18 protein-coding genes are annotated in these 15,946 nt (G+C 64.4%); 1 reads left to right on the plus strand and 17 read right to left on the minus strand.

The features are described from left to right. Window positions 1-160 precede the first annotated feature (160 nt). From osmF to EH240_RS16610, 17 genes are all read right to left on the minus strand, one after another. The gene (gene osmF / locus EH240_RS16530) at window positions 161-1,072 is read right to left on the minus strand and encodes a glycine betaine ABC transporter substrate-binding protein OsmF (RefSeq protein WP_124999994.1); all 912 of its coding nucleotides are present in this window, start codon (window positions 1,070-1,072) and stop codon (window positions 161-163) included. Between the two features lie 159 nt (window positions 1,073-1,231). Beyond that, window positions 1,232-2,455, minus strand: coding sequence for an MFS transporter (locus EH240_RS16535; RefSeq protein WP_124999996.1), 1,224 nt, complete (start codon window positions 2,453-2,455; stop codon window positions 1,232-1,234). Next, complete coding sequence (gene nusB / locus EH240_RS16540; RefSeq protein ID WP_281035127.1) at window positions 2,452-2,946, minus strand: transcription antitermination factor NusB; 495 nt, start codon at window positions 2,944-2,946, stop codon at window positions 2,452-2,454. The genes EH240_RS16535 and nusB overlap by 4 nt, the downstream gene beginning before the upstream one ends. After that, entirely contained in the window at window positions 2,943-3,437 is a 495-nt protein-coding gene (gene ribH, locus EH240_RS16545) for a 6,7-dimethyl-8-ribityllumazine synthase (RefSeq protein WP_125000000.1), read from the minus strand. Before ribH ends, nusB begins: the two co-directional genes overlap by 4 nt. A gap of 77 nt (window positions 3,438-3,514) precedes the next feature. Beyond that, entirely contained in the window at window positions 3,515-3,694 is a 180-nt protein-coding gene (locus EH240_RS39015; protein ID WP_245436107.1) for a type II toxin -antitoxin system TacA 1-like antitoxin, read from the minus strand. After that, entirely contained in the window at window positions 3,694-4,311 is a 618-nt protein-coding gene (locus tag EH240_RS16555) for a riboflavin synthase (protein ID WP_125000002.1), read from the minus strand. Before EH240_RS16555 ends, EH240_RS39015 begins: the two co-directional genes overlap by 1 nt. Before the next feature lie 63 nt (window positions 4,312-4,374). After that, window positions 4,375-5,502, minus strand: a complete 1,128-nt coding sequence (ribD, locus tag EH240_RS16560; protein ID WP_167484042.1) for a bifunctional diaminohydroxyphosphoribosylaminopyrimidine deaminase/5-amino-6-(5-phosphoribosylamino)uracil reductase RibD — start codon at window positions 5,500-5,502, stop codon at window positions 4,375-4,377. 2 nt (window positions 5,503-5,504) lie between these two features. Next, window positions 5,505-5,984, minus strand: a complete 480-nt coding sequence (gene nrdR, locus EH240_RS16565) for a transcriptional regulator NrdR (protein ID WP_059184872.1) — start codon at window positions 5,982-5,984, stop codon at window positions 5,505-5,507. A gap of 54 nt (window positions 5,985-6,038) precedes the next feature. Then, window positions 6,039-6,368: a GlpM family protein gene (locus EH240_RS16570; protein ID WP_125000004.1), complete on the minus strand. Its 330-nt coding sequence runs from the start codon at window positions 6,366-6,368 to the stop codon at window positions 6,039-6,041. A 30-nt stretch (window positions 6,369-6,398) separates the two neighbouring features. Further along, window positions 6,399-6,989: an invasion associated locus B family protein gene (locus tag EH240_RS16575; RefSeq protein WP_125000021.1), complete on the minus strand. Its 591-nt coding sequence runs from the start codon at window positions 6,987-6,989 to the stop codon at window positions 6,399-6,401. Between the two features lie 109 nt (window positions 6,990-7,098). Further along, a complete protein-coding gene (gene glyA, locus EH240_RS16580) occupies window positions 7,099-8,412 on the minus strand; it encodes a serine hydroxymethyltransferase (protein WP_125000006.1) in 1,314 nt (437 codons plus the stop codon). 128 nt (window positions 8,413-8,540) lie between these two features. Further along, window positions 8,541-10,181 (minus strand): Na+/H+ antiporter, encoded by a 1,641-nt coding sequence (locus tag EH240_RS16585; RefSeq protein ID WP_125000008.1) that lies wholly within the window; start codon window positions 10,179-10,181, stop codon window positions 8,541-8,543. 258 nt (window positions 10,182-10,439) lie between these two features. Further along, window positions 10,440-11,693, minus strand: coding sequence for a L,D-transpeptidase family protein (locus EH240_RS16590; protein ID WP_125000010.1), 1,254 nt, complete (start codon window positions 11,691-11,693; stop codon window positions 10,440-10,442). Between the two features lie 320 nt (window positions 11,694-12,013). After that, the gene (locus tag EH240_RS39020; RefSeq protein WP_245436109.1) at window positions 12,014-12,268 is read right to left on the minus strand and encodes a hypothetical protein; all 255 of its coding nucleotides are present in this window, start codon (window positions 12,266-12,268) and stop codon (window positions 12,014-12,016) included. A gap of 381 nt (window positions 12,269-12,649) precedes the next feature. Continuing rightward, window positions 12,650-13,165, minus strand: a complete 516-nt coding sequence (gene ldtR, locus EH240_RS16600) for a transcriptional regulator LdtR (RefSeq protein WP_013896002.1) — start codon at window positions 13,163-13,165, stop codon at window positions 12,650-12,652. 239 nt (window positions 13,166-13,404) lie between these two features. Then, window positions 13,405-13,827: a DUF6163 family protein gene (locus EH240_RS16605; RefSeq protein WP_125000012.1), complete on the minus strand. Its 423-nt coding sequence runs from the start codon at window positions 13,825-13,827 to the stop codon at window positions 13,405-13,407. Then, on the minus strand, window positions 13,824-14,867 hold the full coding sequence (locus EH240_RS16610; RefSeq protein WP_125000023.1) for an enoyl-CoA hydratase/isomerase family protein: 1,044 nt from the start codon (window positions 14,865-14,867) through the stop codon (window positions 13,824-13,826). The genes EH240_RS16605 and EH240_RS16610 overlap by 4 nt, the downstream gene beginning before the upstream one ends. A gap of 166 nt (window positions 14,868-15,033) precedes the next feature. Between EH240_RS16610 and EH240_RS16615 the strand changes: the two genes are divergently transcribed. After that, window positions 15,034-15,849 (plus strand): DUF2066 domain-containing protein, encoded by an 816-nt coding sequence (locus EH240_RS16615; RefSeq protein ID WP_125000013.1) that lies wholly within the window; start codon window positions 15,034-15,036, stop codon window positions 15,847-15,849. The last annotated feature ends 97 nt before the right edge of the window (window positions 15,850-15,946 follow it).

Consider the following 15,946-nt stretch of genomic DNA (forward strand, 5'->3'; position numbering starts at 1 on the left):
CGCAGAGACATCTCCCGACGGGCGTTTCTGCGATGAACCGGTAGGTCGGCGGGACAGCACCCCCCTCTGTCCTGCCGGACATCTCCCCCGCAAGGGGGGAGATTGGCAGTTTCGCCGGCCGCACCTGTCCAACCCGCACTTGTGCCGCGATCTCTGACTGCTACTTCAAAAACCCGTCCTTCTTCAAAAAGTCCTCGGCCACCGCCTTCGCAGGCTCGCCACCCAGTTGGACGCGGCCGTTGAGCTGCTGCAGCGTGACGAGATCGAGCTTGGCGAAGATCGGCTTCAGCAGCGTCTCGATTTCCGGATGTTCCTTCAGCACCTGCTCGCGGATGATCGGCGCCGGCTGGTAGACCGGCTGCACGGCCTTGTCGTCCTGGAGCACCACAAGGCCGGAAGGCTGGATGCCGCCGTCGGTGCCGTAGACCATGGCGGCATTGGCGCCATTGGTCTGGTTGGCGGCAGCGGCGATGGTCGCGGCGGTGTCGCCGCCGGAGAGCGTGATCAACTGGTCCGGCTTCAGCGAGAAGCCGTAAGTGGTCTGGAAGGCGGGCAGCGCCGCCGCCGAATTGACGAATTCGGCCGAAGCAGCAAGCACCACCTTGCCGCCGCCCGAGACGTATTTGCCGAAGTCCGACAGGGTGGCGAGCTTGTTCTCGTCGGCGACTTCCTTGCGCAGCGCGATCGCCCAAGTGTTGTTGGCAGGCGACGGCGACAGCCAGACGATCTTGTTGGCGTCATAGTCGAGCTTCTTGGCAGTCTCGTAGGCCTTGGCGGCATCCTTCCACACCGGATCGTCGGCCTTCTGGAAGAAGAACGCAGCATTGCCCGTATATTCGGGATAGATGTCGATCTCGCCGGCGGTGATGGCCTTGCGGACCACTGGCGTCGCGCCGAGTTGAATGCGGTCTGTGGTCTTGATGTTGTTGGCGTTCAGCACGAGTTGAATGATGTTGCCGAGCACTCCGCCTTCGGTGTCGATCTTCGAGGAAACCACCACCTGGGCGTGGGCCGAGGCCGCGGTGATGCCAAGCGCGATCGATGCTACGATGAGCTTTCTGATCGAAAACATTGTGGAAATCCCTTGCTGTGAACGGAGAGGCCGATGGGCGCATATGAGCATGGCCCCAACGTCCAGTCGGGGCACACGGTTTCATAACAAAGGGGATGGGCGCAATATTTTTGTTCCCGGCGCCAATGGAGCGCAGCGCCAGGTCCCGACAGCGTAATGTCAGTTGGCGCCGCGCAAGCCCTGCAGCTTCAAGGCGCCGAGCGCCAGGAAGCAGAGCACGACGACCGGGAAAACGACCCAGTTCAGCATGGTCCAGCCCCAGGCGTTGTAGATCGCGCCCGACATCAGCGAGGCGAAAGCGACCGAACCGAACAAGGCGAAGTCGTGGAAGCCTTGCACCTTGCCCTTTTCGGACGGCCGGTAGCTGGCGGCGACCATGGCGGTGGCGCCGATGAAGCTGAAATTCCAGCCGAGGCCGAGCAGGATCAGCGCCGTCCAGAACTGCCACAGCGCCAGGCCGGAAAGCGCCACGACGGCGCAACCAATGAGCAGCACCAGTCCGATGGCGACGATGCGCTCGGCGCCGAGGCGGTGGATCAGCGAACCGGTGAAGAAGCTCGGCCCGAACATCGCCATGACATGCCAGGAAATGCCGAGCGTCGCGTCGTCCGTCGACAGCCCGCAGCCAACCATGGCGAGCGGCGCGCCGGTCATGACGAAGCTCATCAGCGCGTAGCTGCCGACGGCGCAGAACAGCGCCGCGACGAAGCGCGGCTGCGTGGCGATCTCGGCCAGAGGGCGCGCATCGCCGCCGGCGGCTTCAGTGGCGCTGCTTGTGCGCCTGGACGTATGCAGGAAGGAAAGGATGATCGCGCCGGCGGCCGCTAATAACAGGATCGAGGCGAAGGATCCGGCAAACATTACCGGCGCCAGAAGCTCTCGCGTGTAGATGACGATCTGCGGGCCAAGCACGGCGGTGACGATGCCGCCCGCCAGCACGAAGGAAATTGCGCGTGCCTTGAACTCAGCCGTGGCGTTGTCGGCGGCGGCGAAGCGGAACTGCTGCACGAAGGCGCCGCCGACACCGATCACCAGCAAGCCAAGGGCAAACAGCCAGAAGCTTGCCTGGTAAAGCGCGAGCGTGGCGACCAGGCCTCCGAGGGCTGTGACGATGGTGCCGGTCATGAAGCCGCCACGATGGCCGAGCCCGCGGATGATGGCGGCGGCCGGCAGCGCGCCGAGCGCGACGCCGAGATTGAAGCCGGTGACCGGCGCCGTCGCCAGAGATTTGTCGGGGCCGAGCAGATATTGGCCGGCAAGCGCGCCGAGCGAAATGGCGATCGGCGCGGCCGAGCCGACGATCGCCTGCGCCGCCGCGAGGAGCACTGCCGTGCGGCGCGCTTGCCAGCCGGCTTCGGCTACTACAGTCGCTGCGGCCGTCATGACGCGTCCTTGCCACGTCCCTCCCCGCGCACCCGTCGCGAGACGCGATCAAGCACGGCGTTGACCAGCTTCGGCTCATCTTCCTCGTAGAAGGCCTTGGCGATGTCGACATATTCCGAAACGATGACGGCCACCGGCACGTCGTCGCGCTTCATCAGCTCATAGACGCCGGCGCGTAGAATGGCGCGCAGCGTCGAATCCAGCCGCGAGAGCGGCCAGTCGTCGGTGAGCGCCTGGCGAATGATGGGATCGATGGTCTTCTGGTTCTCGACGACGCCAGTCAGGATGGCGCGGAACCATTGCGCGTCCGCTTCGCGATAGAGCGCGCCGTCGACTTCCTTGCCGAGGCGGAAGGCCTCGTATTCGGCGGTGATCTCGAAGACGCCGCTGCCGGCCACGTCCATCTGGTAGAGCGCCTGGACGGCGGCAAGACGGGCGGCGCCGCGCTTGTTGGCGTGGCGCACGGCACCGGTCGGAGCAGACCCGGTCACGATTGGGCTCCGAATTTCTCTTTGAGCGCGACCATGGTCAGCGCCGCGCGCGCAGCGAAACCGCCCTTGTCGCCTTCGGTGCGCCGGGCACGCATCCAGGCCTGCGCATCGTTCTCGGTGGTCAGGATGCCGTTGCCGATCGCGATCGCCTCCTGCACTGACAGGTCCATCAGCGCGCGGCTCGATTCATTGGCGACGATGTCGAAATGATAGGTGTCGCCACGGACGACGGTGCCGAGCGCGACGAAGCCGTCATAATGCGTGCCGCCTTCGGCGGCGCCGTCCAGCGCGAAGGTGATGACGGCCGGGATCTCCAGCGAGCCGGGAACGGTGACGACGTCATAGGTGGCGCCGGCCTCGTCCAGCGCGCCGGTCGCGCCTTCGAGCAGCGCGTCGGCAAGGTCGTCGTGGAAACGCGCCTCGACAATAAGCAGATGCGCCTTCGCCTTCGGACGAATGAACGCTTTGCCGTGTTGGGATATGCCTGCCATAAAAGTCTCCGGGGGGTTGCCGGTGACTTAGGCCGAAGCCGGGTTGATCGCAAGCGGAAGATTGCCGGAGGTGGCCGTCAGACGCCAGTAGCATCGCGATAGCTACGCACCGTATCGCGCAGGCGCTCGTTCACCGGCCGCGGATTGATCAGGGCTTCAACGAAGACCCTGCGATCGTTGGCCGAAAGATCGAGATCCCGCTGATCCTCGATGCTGAGCTTTTCTTCCCGCGTGGAACCTTTTGTGTTCTTGGCCATCAAAGCCCCTCTTTCGCCGCCTCGGCCAGACGCGCGGCGTAGCGGGCCATCGTATCGATCTCGAGGTTGACGCGGTCGCCGACCTGGCGGTCGCCCCAGGTAGTGACGCTTAGCGAATGCTGGATCAGGAGCACGTCGAAGCGGGTGTGCTCGACCTTGTTGACGGTGAGCGAGGTGCCGTCGAGCGCGACGGAACCCTTCGGCGCGATGAACTTCGCCAAATGCCGCGGGGCTTCGAGGGTGAAGCGCACGGCATCGCCCTCTTCCTTGCGCTCGACGATCTCGGCCGTGCCGTCGACATGGCCGGAAACGATGTGGCCGCCGAGCTCGTCGCCGATCTTCAGCGCGCGTTCGAGATTGATCCTGGTGCCGGATCTCCAGCTCGATGCAGTGGTCAGCCGCAAGGCTTCTTCCCAGGCTTCGACCTCGAACCAGCGCGCGTTCGAGCCATGCTCCGGCAAAGCGGTGACGGTCAGGCAGACGCCGCCGCAGGAAATCGAGGCGCCGATCGCAATGGTCTCGGGATCGTAGGCGGTGTCGATGCGTAAGCCGACGCCTTCGGCCAAGGGCTTCACCGAGGCGACGGTTCCGACGTCTGTGACAATTCCCGTGAACATCAGAGTGTGTCTTTCAGTTTGACCATGATCTTATCCAAAAAACCGGCTCCCACTTTTTTGGGATCATGGTCTTATCCACTCCGCGTAGCTGTCCTCGCCGAAGCGCATGTCGCGCAATTTGCGGAACCCGGCCGGGATATGGTTCGCGTCGATGGGCGATGCAATGGCGTCCTCGCCGATCGCCTCCGGCCCCTGGAACAACACGATGCGGTCTACAAGCTCTTCCTCAAGAAAGGCCTTGGCGACCTTGGCGCCGCCCTCCACCAGCACGCTTGCCATGCCGAGTCCCGCCAGATCCTCCAGCAGTTCCGGCAGGGCCACCTCGCTCTCATACGTTTCGGTACCGATGAAGTGCACGCCTGCGCGTTCGAGCGCGGCCCTACGGTGCGGGTCGGCCTCGGGGCACGCCGCAACATAGAGCGGCACGCGGTCGACGCCGGACACCAGCTTCGACGTTTCCGGCAGCCGGATCTGGCGATCAAGGATGATGCGCGCCGGCGAGCGGTTCTCCAGTCCCGGCAGGCGTACGGTCAGCGCCGGGTCGTCCTCCAGCGCCGTGCCGATGCCGACCAGGATGGCATCGGCTTCGGCGCGCATCAGATAGACTTCACGCCTGGCGATCTCGCCGGTGATGGCGACCTGGCCAGAGCCCCTTCTGCCGATCTTGCCGTCGCTCGAAAGCGCAAGCTTCAGAGTTATTTCCGGGCGTTTTTTCAAAGATCGAATCAAATAGCCGGCCATCTGCTCGGCGGCCTCGGCGGCCAGCACCTTCTCCACCACCTCGACACCGGCGGCGCGCAGGATGGCGTAGCCCTGGCCGGAGACGCGCGGATCGGGATCGGTCGCCGCGCCGACGACGCGCGCGATGCCGGCATTGACCAGCGCGTTGGCGCAAGGCGGCGTGCGGCCATGATGGGCGCACGGCTCAAGCGTGACATAGGCGGTGGCGCCGGACGCCAGGTCGCCAGCCTCGGCCAGCGCCTCGGTCTCGGCATGCGGTCGCCCGCCGACAGCGGTGACGCCGGTGCCGACGATCATCGGGCCGGCGCCGTCGTCGCGCACGATGATGGTGCCGACGGAAGGGTTGGTCGAGGTCCGACCGGCATTGCGGCGCGACAACCTGATGGCCGCCGCCATGAAACGGCGATCAAGGGCCGCTTGATCGGCCCCGGTCAGTCGAGATCCCGCCATGATCAGCCGGCGTCCTCCTCGGTCTTTTCCTCGTCGCCCTTCAGCTCGCCCAGCAATTCGTGGAAATCCTTGGCCTCGCGGAAGTTGCGGTAGACCGAAGCGAAGCGGACATAGGCGACGTCGTCGAGCGACTTCAGCGCCTCCATGACCAGCCGGCCGACCTCGCCGGAGGCGACTTCCGTCTCGCCCGAGCTTTCGAGCTGGCGCACGATGCCGGTCACCGCCCGGTCGATGCGCTCGGGGTCGACGTTACGCTTGCGGACCGCGATCTCGACAGAACGCAAAAGCTTGTCGCGATCGAACGGCACCTTGCGGCCGGACTTCTTGATGACGACGAGGTCGCGCAACTGCACGCGTTCGAAGGTGGTGAAGCGGCCGCCGCAGTCCGGACACACGCGGCGCCTGCGGATCGCCGCGCCGTCCTCGGCGGGGCGCGAATCCTTCACCTGCGTATCTTCGGACTGGCAATAGGGGCAGCGCATGGAGAGCCTTGGGTTCGCGATTCTGTGGGCGAAAGGCTTAGAGCCTTTTATGCCTCAGAGATAGCGAGGCGCGAGGAAGATTGCCAGCGCCGCCACCAGCCACACGGCGATGCCGCCCAACACGGCAAGCCGGTAATCGAGCTTGTCGATGAACAGCCAGCAGGCGCCGAGAAAGGCGAGATAGGCGGGTATCGTCTTGAAGCCGGCAAGGCAGGCTTCGCGAAAACCGGGCATGTTGCCTTTGGAGCCAACGGCAAGCAGCGCAATCACCGCAAAGGTCGGCGCCAGCGGCAGGATGCCCGGCAACACATTGCCGCGTTTGGAGGCCCAGACGATCAGCGCCGTGACCAATCCGCCAACCACGCCTTTCCAAACGATGTCCATCTACTGCCCCCTAACCAACGGCTGCCTGCATTATGGCGCGACATCCTTGGTCGGGAAGCCGCAGGACGTGCCGAGATTGCGGTAGGCCTTGGTGAAACCGTCCATCGGAATGCTGGCGACGGTCTGCTTGCCGAAGGCGACATCAAGCGAGGTGACTTTGCGCATGGCGCGCAGCAAAGCGAGACTTGTCTTAGCCTGGTCGTCGACCGTCCAGCTGGGACGGCCGTTGACGGCGTCGTTGGAATAGACTTTCGCGGAAACCTTGACGCCGGGATCGCCTAAGGTCGCGGCGATGTTCTTGCCGGTCGGCAGGTCCTTGTTGTCGACTGCGATCATGATGGCGGGATAGGCATCGGGCGGCAGGGCGTCGCCGGTCGAGATCGACAGCGTGAGAGTGCCCGCATTGCCGATGCCGTCGACGAAGGCCGTGGAGGCTGCGCAGGTCTTGTGCGCATCCTGCCCGGTATCGAGCGTGTCGATGATGGTAGTCCACCTGCCGAAGGTGCTGGTGGCCGGCAAACCCGAATCCGGCTGCGCCTGCTCCTGGGCGACCGCGCCGGACAAAGCGAAACCGGCCAGCGAGCCAAGTAGGGCCAGGGCGGCAAGAGGGAAAATGCGCATCATCAAGTCTCCATTTCGGAGCGCCGTCCAATCAGGACGGCGCGCTGCCGGCGGATAAAAGATGACGCGCGGCGCTTGGTCAACCAAGCGATGGGGTCAACGCGAGGGGTCAACTGAGATAGGGGTAGAGCGGGAACCGATCGGTCAGCGTCGTGACCTTCGCCTTGACCGCGGCCTCGACCGCCGCATTGCCCTCGTCGGAATTCGCCACCTTCAGCCCGTCCAGCACCTCGGCGATCAGCTTGCCGATCTCGCGGAACTCGGCCTGGCCGAAGCCGCGCGTGGTGCCGGCGGGCGTGCCGAGACGGACGCCGGAGGTGACGAAGGGCTTTTCCGGATCGAAGGGGATGCCGTTCTTGTTGCAGGTGATGTTGGCGCGGCCAAGCGCCGCCTCGGCGCGCTTGCCGGTGGCGTTCTTCGGGCGCAGGTCGACCAGCATCAGATGGTTGTCGGTGCCGCCCGAGACGATGTCGAGGCCGGTTTCCTGAAGGCTCGACGCCAGCGCCTTGGCGTTGGCGACGATGCTTTCGGCATAGGCCATGAAGCTCGGCTTCAGCGCTTCGCCAAGCGCCACCGCCTTGGCGGCGATGACATGCATCAGCGGACCGCCCTGCAGGCCCGGGAACACCGCTGAGTTCATCTTCTTGGCGATCTCCTCGTCATTGCACAGGATCATGCCGCCGCGCGGGCCGCGCAGCGACTTGTGCGTGGTCGTGGTCACGACATGGGCATAGGGCAGCGGCGACGGGTGCATGCCGCCCGCGACCAGGCCGGCGATATGCGCCATGTCGACCATCAGATAGGCGCCGACCGCATCCGCGATCTCGCGGAAACGCTTCCAGTCCCAGATGCGCGAATAGGCGGTGCCGCCGGCCAGGATAAGCTTCGGCTTGGTCTCATGCGCGGTCTTCTCGATCGCGTCCATGTCGAGGAGATGGTCGTCCTTGCGCACGCCGTAGGAGACGACCTTGAACCACTTGCCGCTCATGTTGACCGGCGAGCCGTGGGTGAGATGGCCGCCGGAATTCAAGTCGAGGCCCATGAACGTGTCGCCGGGCTGCAGCAGCGCAAGGAACACGGCCTGGTTCATCTGGCTGCCGGAATTCGGCTGGACGTTGGCGAAGTTGCAGCCGAACAGCTTTTTCGCACGCTCGATGGCCAGCTCCTCGGCGACGTCGACGAACTGGCAGCCGCCATAGTAGCGCTTGCCCGGATAGCCCTCGGCATATTTGTTGGTCATGATCGAGCCCTGCGCCTCGAGCACGGCGCGGGAAACGATGTTTTCCGAGGCGATCAGCTCAATCTCATGGCGCTGGCGGCCAAGCTCGTTGCGGATGGCGCCGAAAATTTCCGGATCGGCTTCGGCAAGCGTGGTCTCGAAGAAGGATTCGAATTTGCTGGAGGCTGCCGCGGCATTTGACATGGCTTGCTTTCCCTTGGGGCCGGAGGTCTTGCGAGGTCGCCGCGCCATTAACACAGTTGTTTGGAGCCCGCCACGTTTGCGTCGCGAAATTTGCTGGCCGGATTGCGCCAGGCAAATCCGCTGAAGCATTATTTCCTGTCCCGCCGGCTTTTGAGCAAGGCTTCGGTCAGCGTGATCTCGGACAGCAGCGCCCGCATCGTGTGGTCGTTGATCTCGCGGCTGCGGAACATGTCGCGCACGGCGGCGCGCTCCGCCTCGATGCCGGCGTGTCTCAATTCGAGTTCCAGCCGTCCTGCTTCGCGTGCCTCGGCGCGCGCCTCATCGGCCTCATCTGAAGCGGCGATGCGGCGGCGGTAGCCGGCGACGATGCTGTCGGCGACCGCAAGCCGGGCCTCGGCCGCCTCGCCTTCGCCGCCCTCGCTGGCGAGGCTCTCGATCCTGGCGATGGCCGCATTGGCGGCGCCGACACGCGCCCGGCGCTCTTCGGCCGCGCCAGGATCCTCGCCCGGCTCGACCAGCCCGTGCGCGATCCTCGGCAATGCGAGGCTGGCGATGACCAGCGAGCAGATGATGACGCCGGCGGCGAGGAAGATCACCACGTCGCGCGCCGGAAAGGGTGAGCCGTCCTGCAGCGCGAGCGGCAGCGACAGGATGCCGGCCAGCGTGATCGCGCCGCGCACGCCGGCTACCGATCCGGCAAGCCTGACACGGAAACCGAAGGGTTCCGCCTTGCGCTTGCTGAGCCGCGCGCTGACCACCGACGCCATGTCGCCGATCCAGATCCAGAGGAAGCGCAGGCCGATCAGGCAGAGCGTCAAAAGCAATACCGTCAGCGCCGGCTCGAACAGCCAGTGCCGGCTGGCGAGCTCCGGTGGAACCCTGCGAATGATGTCCGGCAGTTGCAGGCCGAGCAAGATGAAGAGAGCGCCGTTGAAGACGAAGGTCAGTGTCGACCACAGCGACATCGCCTGGATGCGCGCCGATACCGACAGATGGCGAAAAATGCCGGAGGTCCCGGTGAGCAGGCCGGCGGTGACCGCCGCCAGGATGCCCGAGGCGCCAACATGCTCGGCAATGAGATAGGCGACGAAGGGCAGCAGGGTCATCACCAGCACCTGCGCCTCCGCCGGCGTGCCGCCGATGCGGCCAAGCACCTGCAGCGCCTTGGCGGCGATGAACAGCGCCGCGATGCCGGCGAGGACGCCGGCCGCCACGGCGTAGAGGAAGCTCAGCGAGGCGGCCGCGAAGGAGAAGCTGCCGGTCAGCGCCGCCGCGACGGCAAAGCGGAACATGACCAGGCCGGAGGCGTCGTTGAGCAGCGACTCGCCTTCCAGTATGTGCATCAGCCGCGCCGGAACGACGTTGCGGTCGACGATCGAGGACACCGCGACCGCATCGGTCGGCGACAGCACGGCGGCCAGAGCGAAGGCGACCACCAGCGGGATGCTCGGCACCAGCCAGTGCAAGGCGTAGCCGAAGCCGACGATGGTGAAGAAAACCAATCCGATCGCAAGATCGAGGATCGGCCCGCGCAGCTCGATCAGCTCCCGCTTCGGCGCGGCGAAGGCATCGCCGAACAGTAGCGGCGGAATGAAAACCAGGAGGAAGAGTTCCGGGTCGATCTCGACATGCAGGCCCTTCGCCGGCCAGGCAAGCGCGGCGCCGATCGCGATCTGCAGCACGGGCAGCGGCACGCGCACCAGCCGCACCAGAGCGCCGGAAAGCGCCACGAAAGCGAGCACGACGAGAATGAAGACGGCGACTTGCATGGATGCGATTCCGGCTCTCTCGCCGACCATGGGCAATTGCCGTCGTCGCGTCCAGCCGCTGAGGAATTGCGCAGGGGCGACGGCAGATATCGGCCATCCTCGGCATCGCCGTGGAGATGGCGCGCCTCCACGTCGACAATGCCCAGCGCACGCCCTGCGCCGTCAACCGCGCGCAGGCGTCTGCGAGGCTGATCAACCAGCGGCCGATATGAAAAATGCCGCTTTATGAGCGGCCTTTTCACTCGTGATATCATAGGCTTACAGCGCAGACGTAATCTGCAGCTCGCTGTTGCCGTCAAGGCCATAGATGTCGTCGCGGAACTGCACGACGCCAGGTCCCGTCGACCATGCCGACAGATAGAGGAAGTGGACCGGCACCGGATTGACGACCTGCACCGGCGTGTTCTCGCCGGTCTTGATCGCCGCCTCGAAATGCTGGCGGTCCCAGCCGGGCGTGTCGCGCAGGATCCAGGTGACGAGATCGCGCACGTTCTGGACGCGCACGCAGCCGGAAGAATCGAAGCGCATCAGCTTGCCGAACAGGCTCTGCTGCGGCGTGTCGTGCATGTAGACGCCGTCGGGGCTCGGGAAGTTGATCTTGACCGACGCCATGGCGTTGTTGCCGCCCGGATCCTGGCGGAAGCGGTATTTCGCGGCATCGTCCGTCGACCAGTCGACGGTCATCGGGTCGACCTCGCTGCCGTCCGGCGCGAACAGGCGGATGTGGCTGTCCTTGAGGTAATCCGGATCCTTCCGCATCAGCGGAATGATGTCCTTGCGCACGATCGAGACCGGCGCGTTCCAGTACGGATTGACGATGATCTCGTTGATCTTGGAATTCACGATCGGCGTCTGGCGGTCGATCTTGCCGACGATCGCGGTATGGCGCAGCACGACACGGTCGTTCTGGACCGCTTCGATCTGAGCCGCCGGAATGTCGACCAGAACGTAACGGTCGCCCAGTGTGCCCGCCTTCTCGCGCAGCCGCTGCAGATTGGTCTGCAGCTGGCCGAGCCGGATCTGCGCCGACACGTTCATCGCCGCATAGGTGTATTTGCCCATCGCGCCGTCGGCCGGCAGGCCGTGGCGAAGCTGGAAGCGCTTGACCGCCGAGTCGACATAGGAATCGAAGGCCGTCGAAATGCCGGCGCTCTGCGACAGATCGCCCGAGGTCATCAGCCGCTTGCGCAGCGGCACGACATCCGGATCGTCGACGCCGAGCTGCAATTTCTTGGTCGCCGGAACCTGCTCCCAGCCGCCCTGGCCGACGATGCCCTGGTACTGCGCCACCGCCTGCTCGGTGAAGGCGACGGTCTGCAGGCTGAAGATCGGCAGCGTGGAGGCAACCTTGCCGCCCTCACTGGCGCGGGCATCGAACTGATCGTCCCAATTGCCGCGGGCGGAGGATTTCAGGATATCGCCGATCACGTCCTGCGCGCTGGCATGGCCGGCAACAAAAGCGGCGGCGAGCGCGGAGGCTCCGGAAAGGAAGAAACGGCGGCTGGTTCTCATGGCATACATTCTTGCTGTGTTCGATCTCGCCAAGTCGCTATACCGGGCGGCTTGCCCGCACTCTAGGGTTGGCAATGTTAACAATTAGCCAACCATGACCTGCATCACATGAGGCATGAAACACGCTGCCGCGATGCGGGCTCGAGTGAGCGCACGGCCCTCGCCCGCAGCATCACCCGCATCCTCGCTTCCACTGGGATTATGGCGGCAACGTGGCCTCGGCCCGCGATTTGCATCGAGCGATGCGATGAAAGAAAAGGGACCGATGCTTTTCTGCATCGCCGGCCGCCATTCGACAGATGCTCCCCGTCGGCTTCTCCTTACCTCACCCGGTTCGGGCACAGGGCTTTGAATTGCTCGATCGTATAGTCGTAGCCCGAGGCACCTGAGCCATCGAGCACCACGTTCTCATCCGTGTCGGTGATCAGGTAGTCCGTCGCGCTGCCGGCGGGGCTGCGTCCCTGGTACAGCATGTTGGCGCCGTAAAGTGTCGTGAACTTCCCGCTCTTGCAGTCGGCGGAGATCTCCAGATGCAGCGGCGTCTTCAGTTCCTTGGCAATGCAATCCTCGGTCACCTTGCCGACATAGTCGCGGCAAAAACCGATGCCGTTCTGCCTGGTGTGTCAGGATGCTGGCATGCGACGTGCCGATGCCGGACTTTTTGACGATCGTGACCTCCATTCCGGCCCTGCCGCCGTAGTAGAGCGTCTTGGCGTCAGCCGGTGAAGCCACGGTCAAGGCGGAAAGCACAAGCAGGAAATAGTGCATGACACCCCTCCCCGTCGGCTGAAAAGCTTCCACCAGCATTGCCGTTCGGTCAACCTCCCCCTATGGCCCGGCCGAGTTTCGATTTTCCCAACAAGAAAGGGCCGGCACCTTTCGGCATCGGCCCCTGACTGTTGCACCGGGCCGCGCTTCTTTGGCGCGGCTCCAATGTCCTCAGATTTCGAACGAACTCACATCCGGTATGCAATCGTGTCGTTCCAGAAGCGATCCAGCCGCTGCAGGGCGCGGTTCATCTGCTTGAACTCGTCGGTGTTGATGCCGCCGACCTGCTCGATCGAGCCGACATGGCGCTCGTAGAGGCCGGCGACGACGTCGGCCACTTCGTTGCCCTTCGGCGTCAGCGAGACGCGGACAGAGCGGCGGTCGATGCGCGAGCGCTGGTGGTTGATAAAGCCGAGGTCGACCAGCTTCTTCAGGTTGTAGGAGACGTTCGAGCCGAGATAATAACCACGCGAGCGCAGCTCGCCGGCGGTCAGCTCCGAGTTGCCGATGTTGAACAGCAGCAGCGCCTGGATGGCGTTGATGTCGGAGCGGCCGTTACGGTCGAACTCGTCCTTGATCACGTCAAGCAGACGGCGATGCAGACGCTCCACCAGCTGCAGCGATTCCATGTACAGCGAACGGATCGCCTCGCGGCGATCGTCGGAAACGTTGGCGGTCTTCGCCGCCGGACGCGAATTGATCATTGTCTTTGCCTCTCGTTTGTCGCCCGGTGATTTTTTGTTCTTCACCTTGATCGCGACACTATCGAATACTCATAAAATTCGACTTAAACGCCAGGGCTAACAAGAGCTTACCGGTAAGAGGTTTCGAAAGAGGCTTAACGAACGGTCACGCGAGCAAGAACAATTAACCTAAAGATTTAGCCAATGGTTTTGATGCGATCGCTGAACCCGTATCTAGGTTCCCGGAGCCGCCCGGCAAGCTACTGCCTGAGCCGGCGCTTCTGCAACCAGATCGTCACCCGGAAGACGATATAGAGCAGCGCCACGCAGCCATGCGAGATGACGATCAGCAGCCGGTGGCCGAAGAGATCGGGAAAGCCGGCATACATGACAGTCTCGGTCGCCGCGCAGATGAACCAGATCACGGGGCCCCAGGACGCGAGCATCCAGAGACCCGCGGCGGCGAAGGGAAAAAAGACGGCAAGCGTGGCCGCCGCCACCTGCCAGTGCACCGGCATCAGGTCGAAGCGCCAGAGCGCGCCCGGATAAATGCCGATAAGCCGGATCCAGTAGAGAATGCCGAAGAGCAGGCAATAGCCGGCGATGACGCGCTGGAACCAGGCGAAGATCACCTCGGTGGTCGAAGGCTGCAGCACAACGCGCCTGGAGGTGACCTCGCTCACAGCTCGAGCTCCCCGGCACCGAGCGGCGCGAAATAGGCGTCGACATCGGCTGCGCTCACGGCGTCGAGGCTGGCGGGCCGCCACTGCGGCTTCGAGCCCTTGTCGATGATGGCGGCGCGGATGCCTTCGTAGAAGTCGTGGCCGGCAAGCATGCGATTGAGGATGCGGAACTCCATCTTCATGCACTCGTCCATCGACAGCGTCCGTCCGGCGCTGATCTCGCGCCAAGCGACGTTGAGGCTGGTCGGCGAACGCGTCCTCATCGTCGCCAGCGTCTTGGCGGCGAAAGCATTGCCGGCGGCAGCCTCCTCGAGGCTGGCGATGATGCCGGCGAGCGAAGGTTGCGAAAAGTGGTGGGCGATCGCGTCCAGATCCTGCCGCTCCGTCTCGCGCTTCGGCGGCATGAAAAAACCGCGCAACTCCGATTCAGGATCGCCCGAAACCGCCAGCTCGTCGAGCAGGCCCGCCTGGTCCTCGGCTCTGATGGTGTGCGTGGCGAGCCCGCACCACAGCGCATCGCCATGGCGGATGCGATTTCCCGTCAGCCCCAGATACATACCGAAGCTGCCGCCGAGACCCGGCAGCAGGTGGCTGGCGCCGACATCGGGGAAGAAGCCGATGCCGACCTCGGGCATGGCGAATTGCGCGTTCTCGGTCAGCACGCGATGCGAGCCGTGGAAGGAAATGCCGACGCCGCCGCCCATGACGATGCCGTCGATCAGCGCGACATAGGGTTTCCTGAAGCGCGCGATGCGGGCGTTGAGCCGATATTCGTCGGCGAAGAAGCCGACCGGCGGCTTGCCGGCGCGGCCGGCCTCGTAGATGTGCAGGATGTCGCCGCCGGCGGAAAACGCCCTGCCCTCGGCCTTGAGGACGACGACGCTCACGCCGGCATCGCCCTCCCAGGCGTCGAGCGCATTGCCGAGCGCCTTGACCATGCGGTGGGTGACGGCATTGAGCGCCTGCGGCCGCGTCAACGTGACGACGCCCGCCTTGCCCAAACGCTCGAAGCGAATCTCGTCGCCTCCGCCAAAATCGATCACCAGAGAATCCTTCTCTCGGCCCTTCCAAGGGGATTGAAGTGCTAAAGGCGGCATAGGGATGCGTCAATGGCGGCATTGCCGTGCTGGCGGCCAGCCGCGTCCGATGTTAGGTAACCGGCAAAGTGTCGCGCCCGCGCGGCCGACAGAATTCGAGCAAATCGACATGGCCGGATTTTCTCGTTTCGTGGCTGGATTGGCAGGTCTCCTTTGCCTGGGAGTTCCGCCGGCTGTCGCCGCGGCAGGCTTTGAACTCTACCAGGCGCAGACAATCGTCACCGGCACCGGCGAGCCGAACCGCGAGATCGGCTTCAAGGATTGCCTGGAGAAGGTGCTGGTCAAGGTTTCCGGCGATCAGCGGCTGACGCAGAAGCCGGAGATGCTGGCGCTGCGCGACAAGGCAGCCGACTTCGTCCAGTCCTTCCGCTACCGCGACCGGCTGGAAGGCATTCCGATCCATGACGAGCAAGGCACGCATGACCGGCCGCATGACCTCACCTGCCTCTACAAGCCGGCCGTGGTCGACAAGCTCCTGGCGCAGCTCGGCAGCAAGCCCTGGCACGGCGAGCGGCCGACGATCGCCGTCTTCCTGACGACGGAGCAAGGCGCGAGGCATTTCGTGCTGACGGCCGACGAGGATCGCGGCAAGACGATGCGCGAATCTTTCGCCAACGCCACCGGTCCGTTGCTGATACGCATTACCTTTCCAGAGGCCAAGCAGCTTGCGGCGTTAGATGAGAAGGCGCTGTCCGCGACGGATATGGCGAGGCTCGACCAACTCGCGAGAAAGGCCGGAGCGACCCGGGCGCTCGCCGGCAGCATCGTGTGGAGCGACAAGGAACTCGGCTGGATCGCCGACTGGCGGCTGGCCGATCGCGGCAAGACCTATCAATGGCAGGTGCGCGGCGTCAGCTTCGACGAGGCGTTTCGAGTTGCCGTGAAGGGCGCGGCGCAGATCCTGTCGGGCAATGGGCAGCCGTGAGAGGTCGGCGCTGCCCCTCATCCGCCTGCCGGCACCTTCTCCCCGTGAACGGCAGGGCTGTCCGGGGAAAGTTCTGAGTGAATCGAAATGCCACATG

It is taken from the genome of Mesorhizobium tamadayense (assembly GCF_003863365.1).
GTDB classification, from domain to species: Bacteria; Pseudomonadota; Alphaproteobacteria; order Rhizobiales; family Rhizobiaceae; genus Mesorhizobium; species Mesorhizobium tamadayense.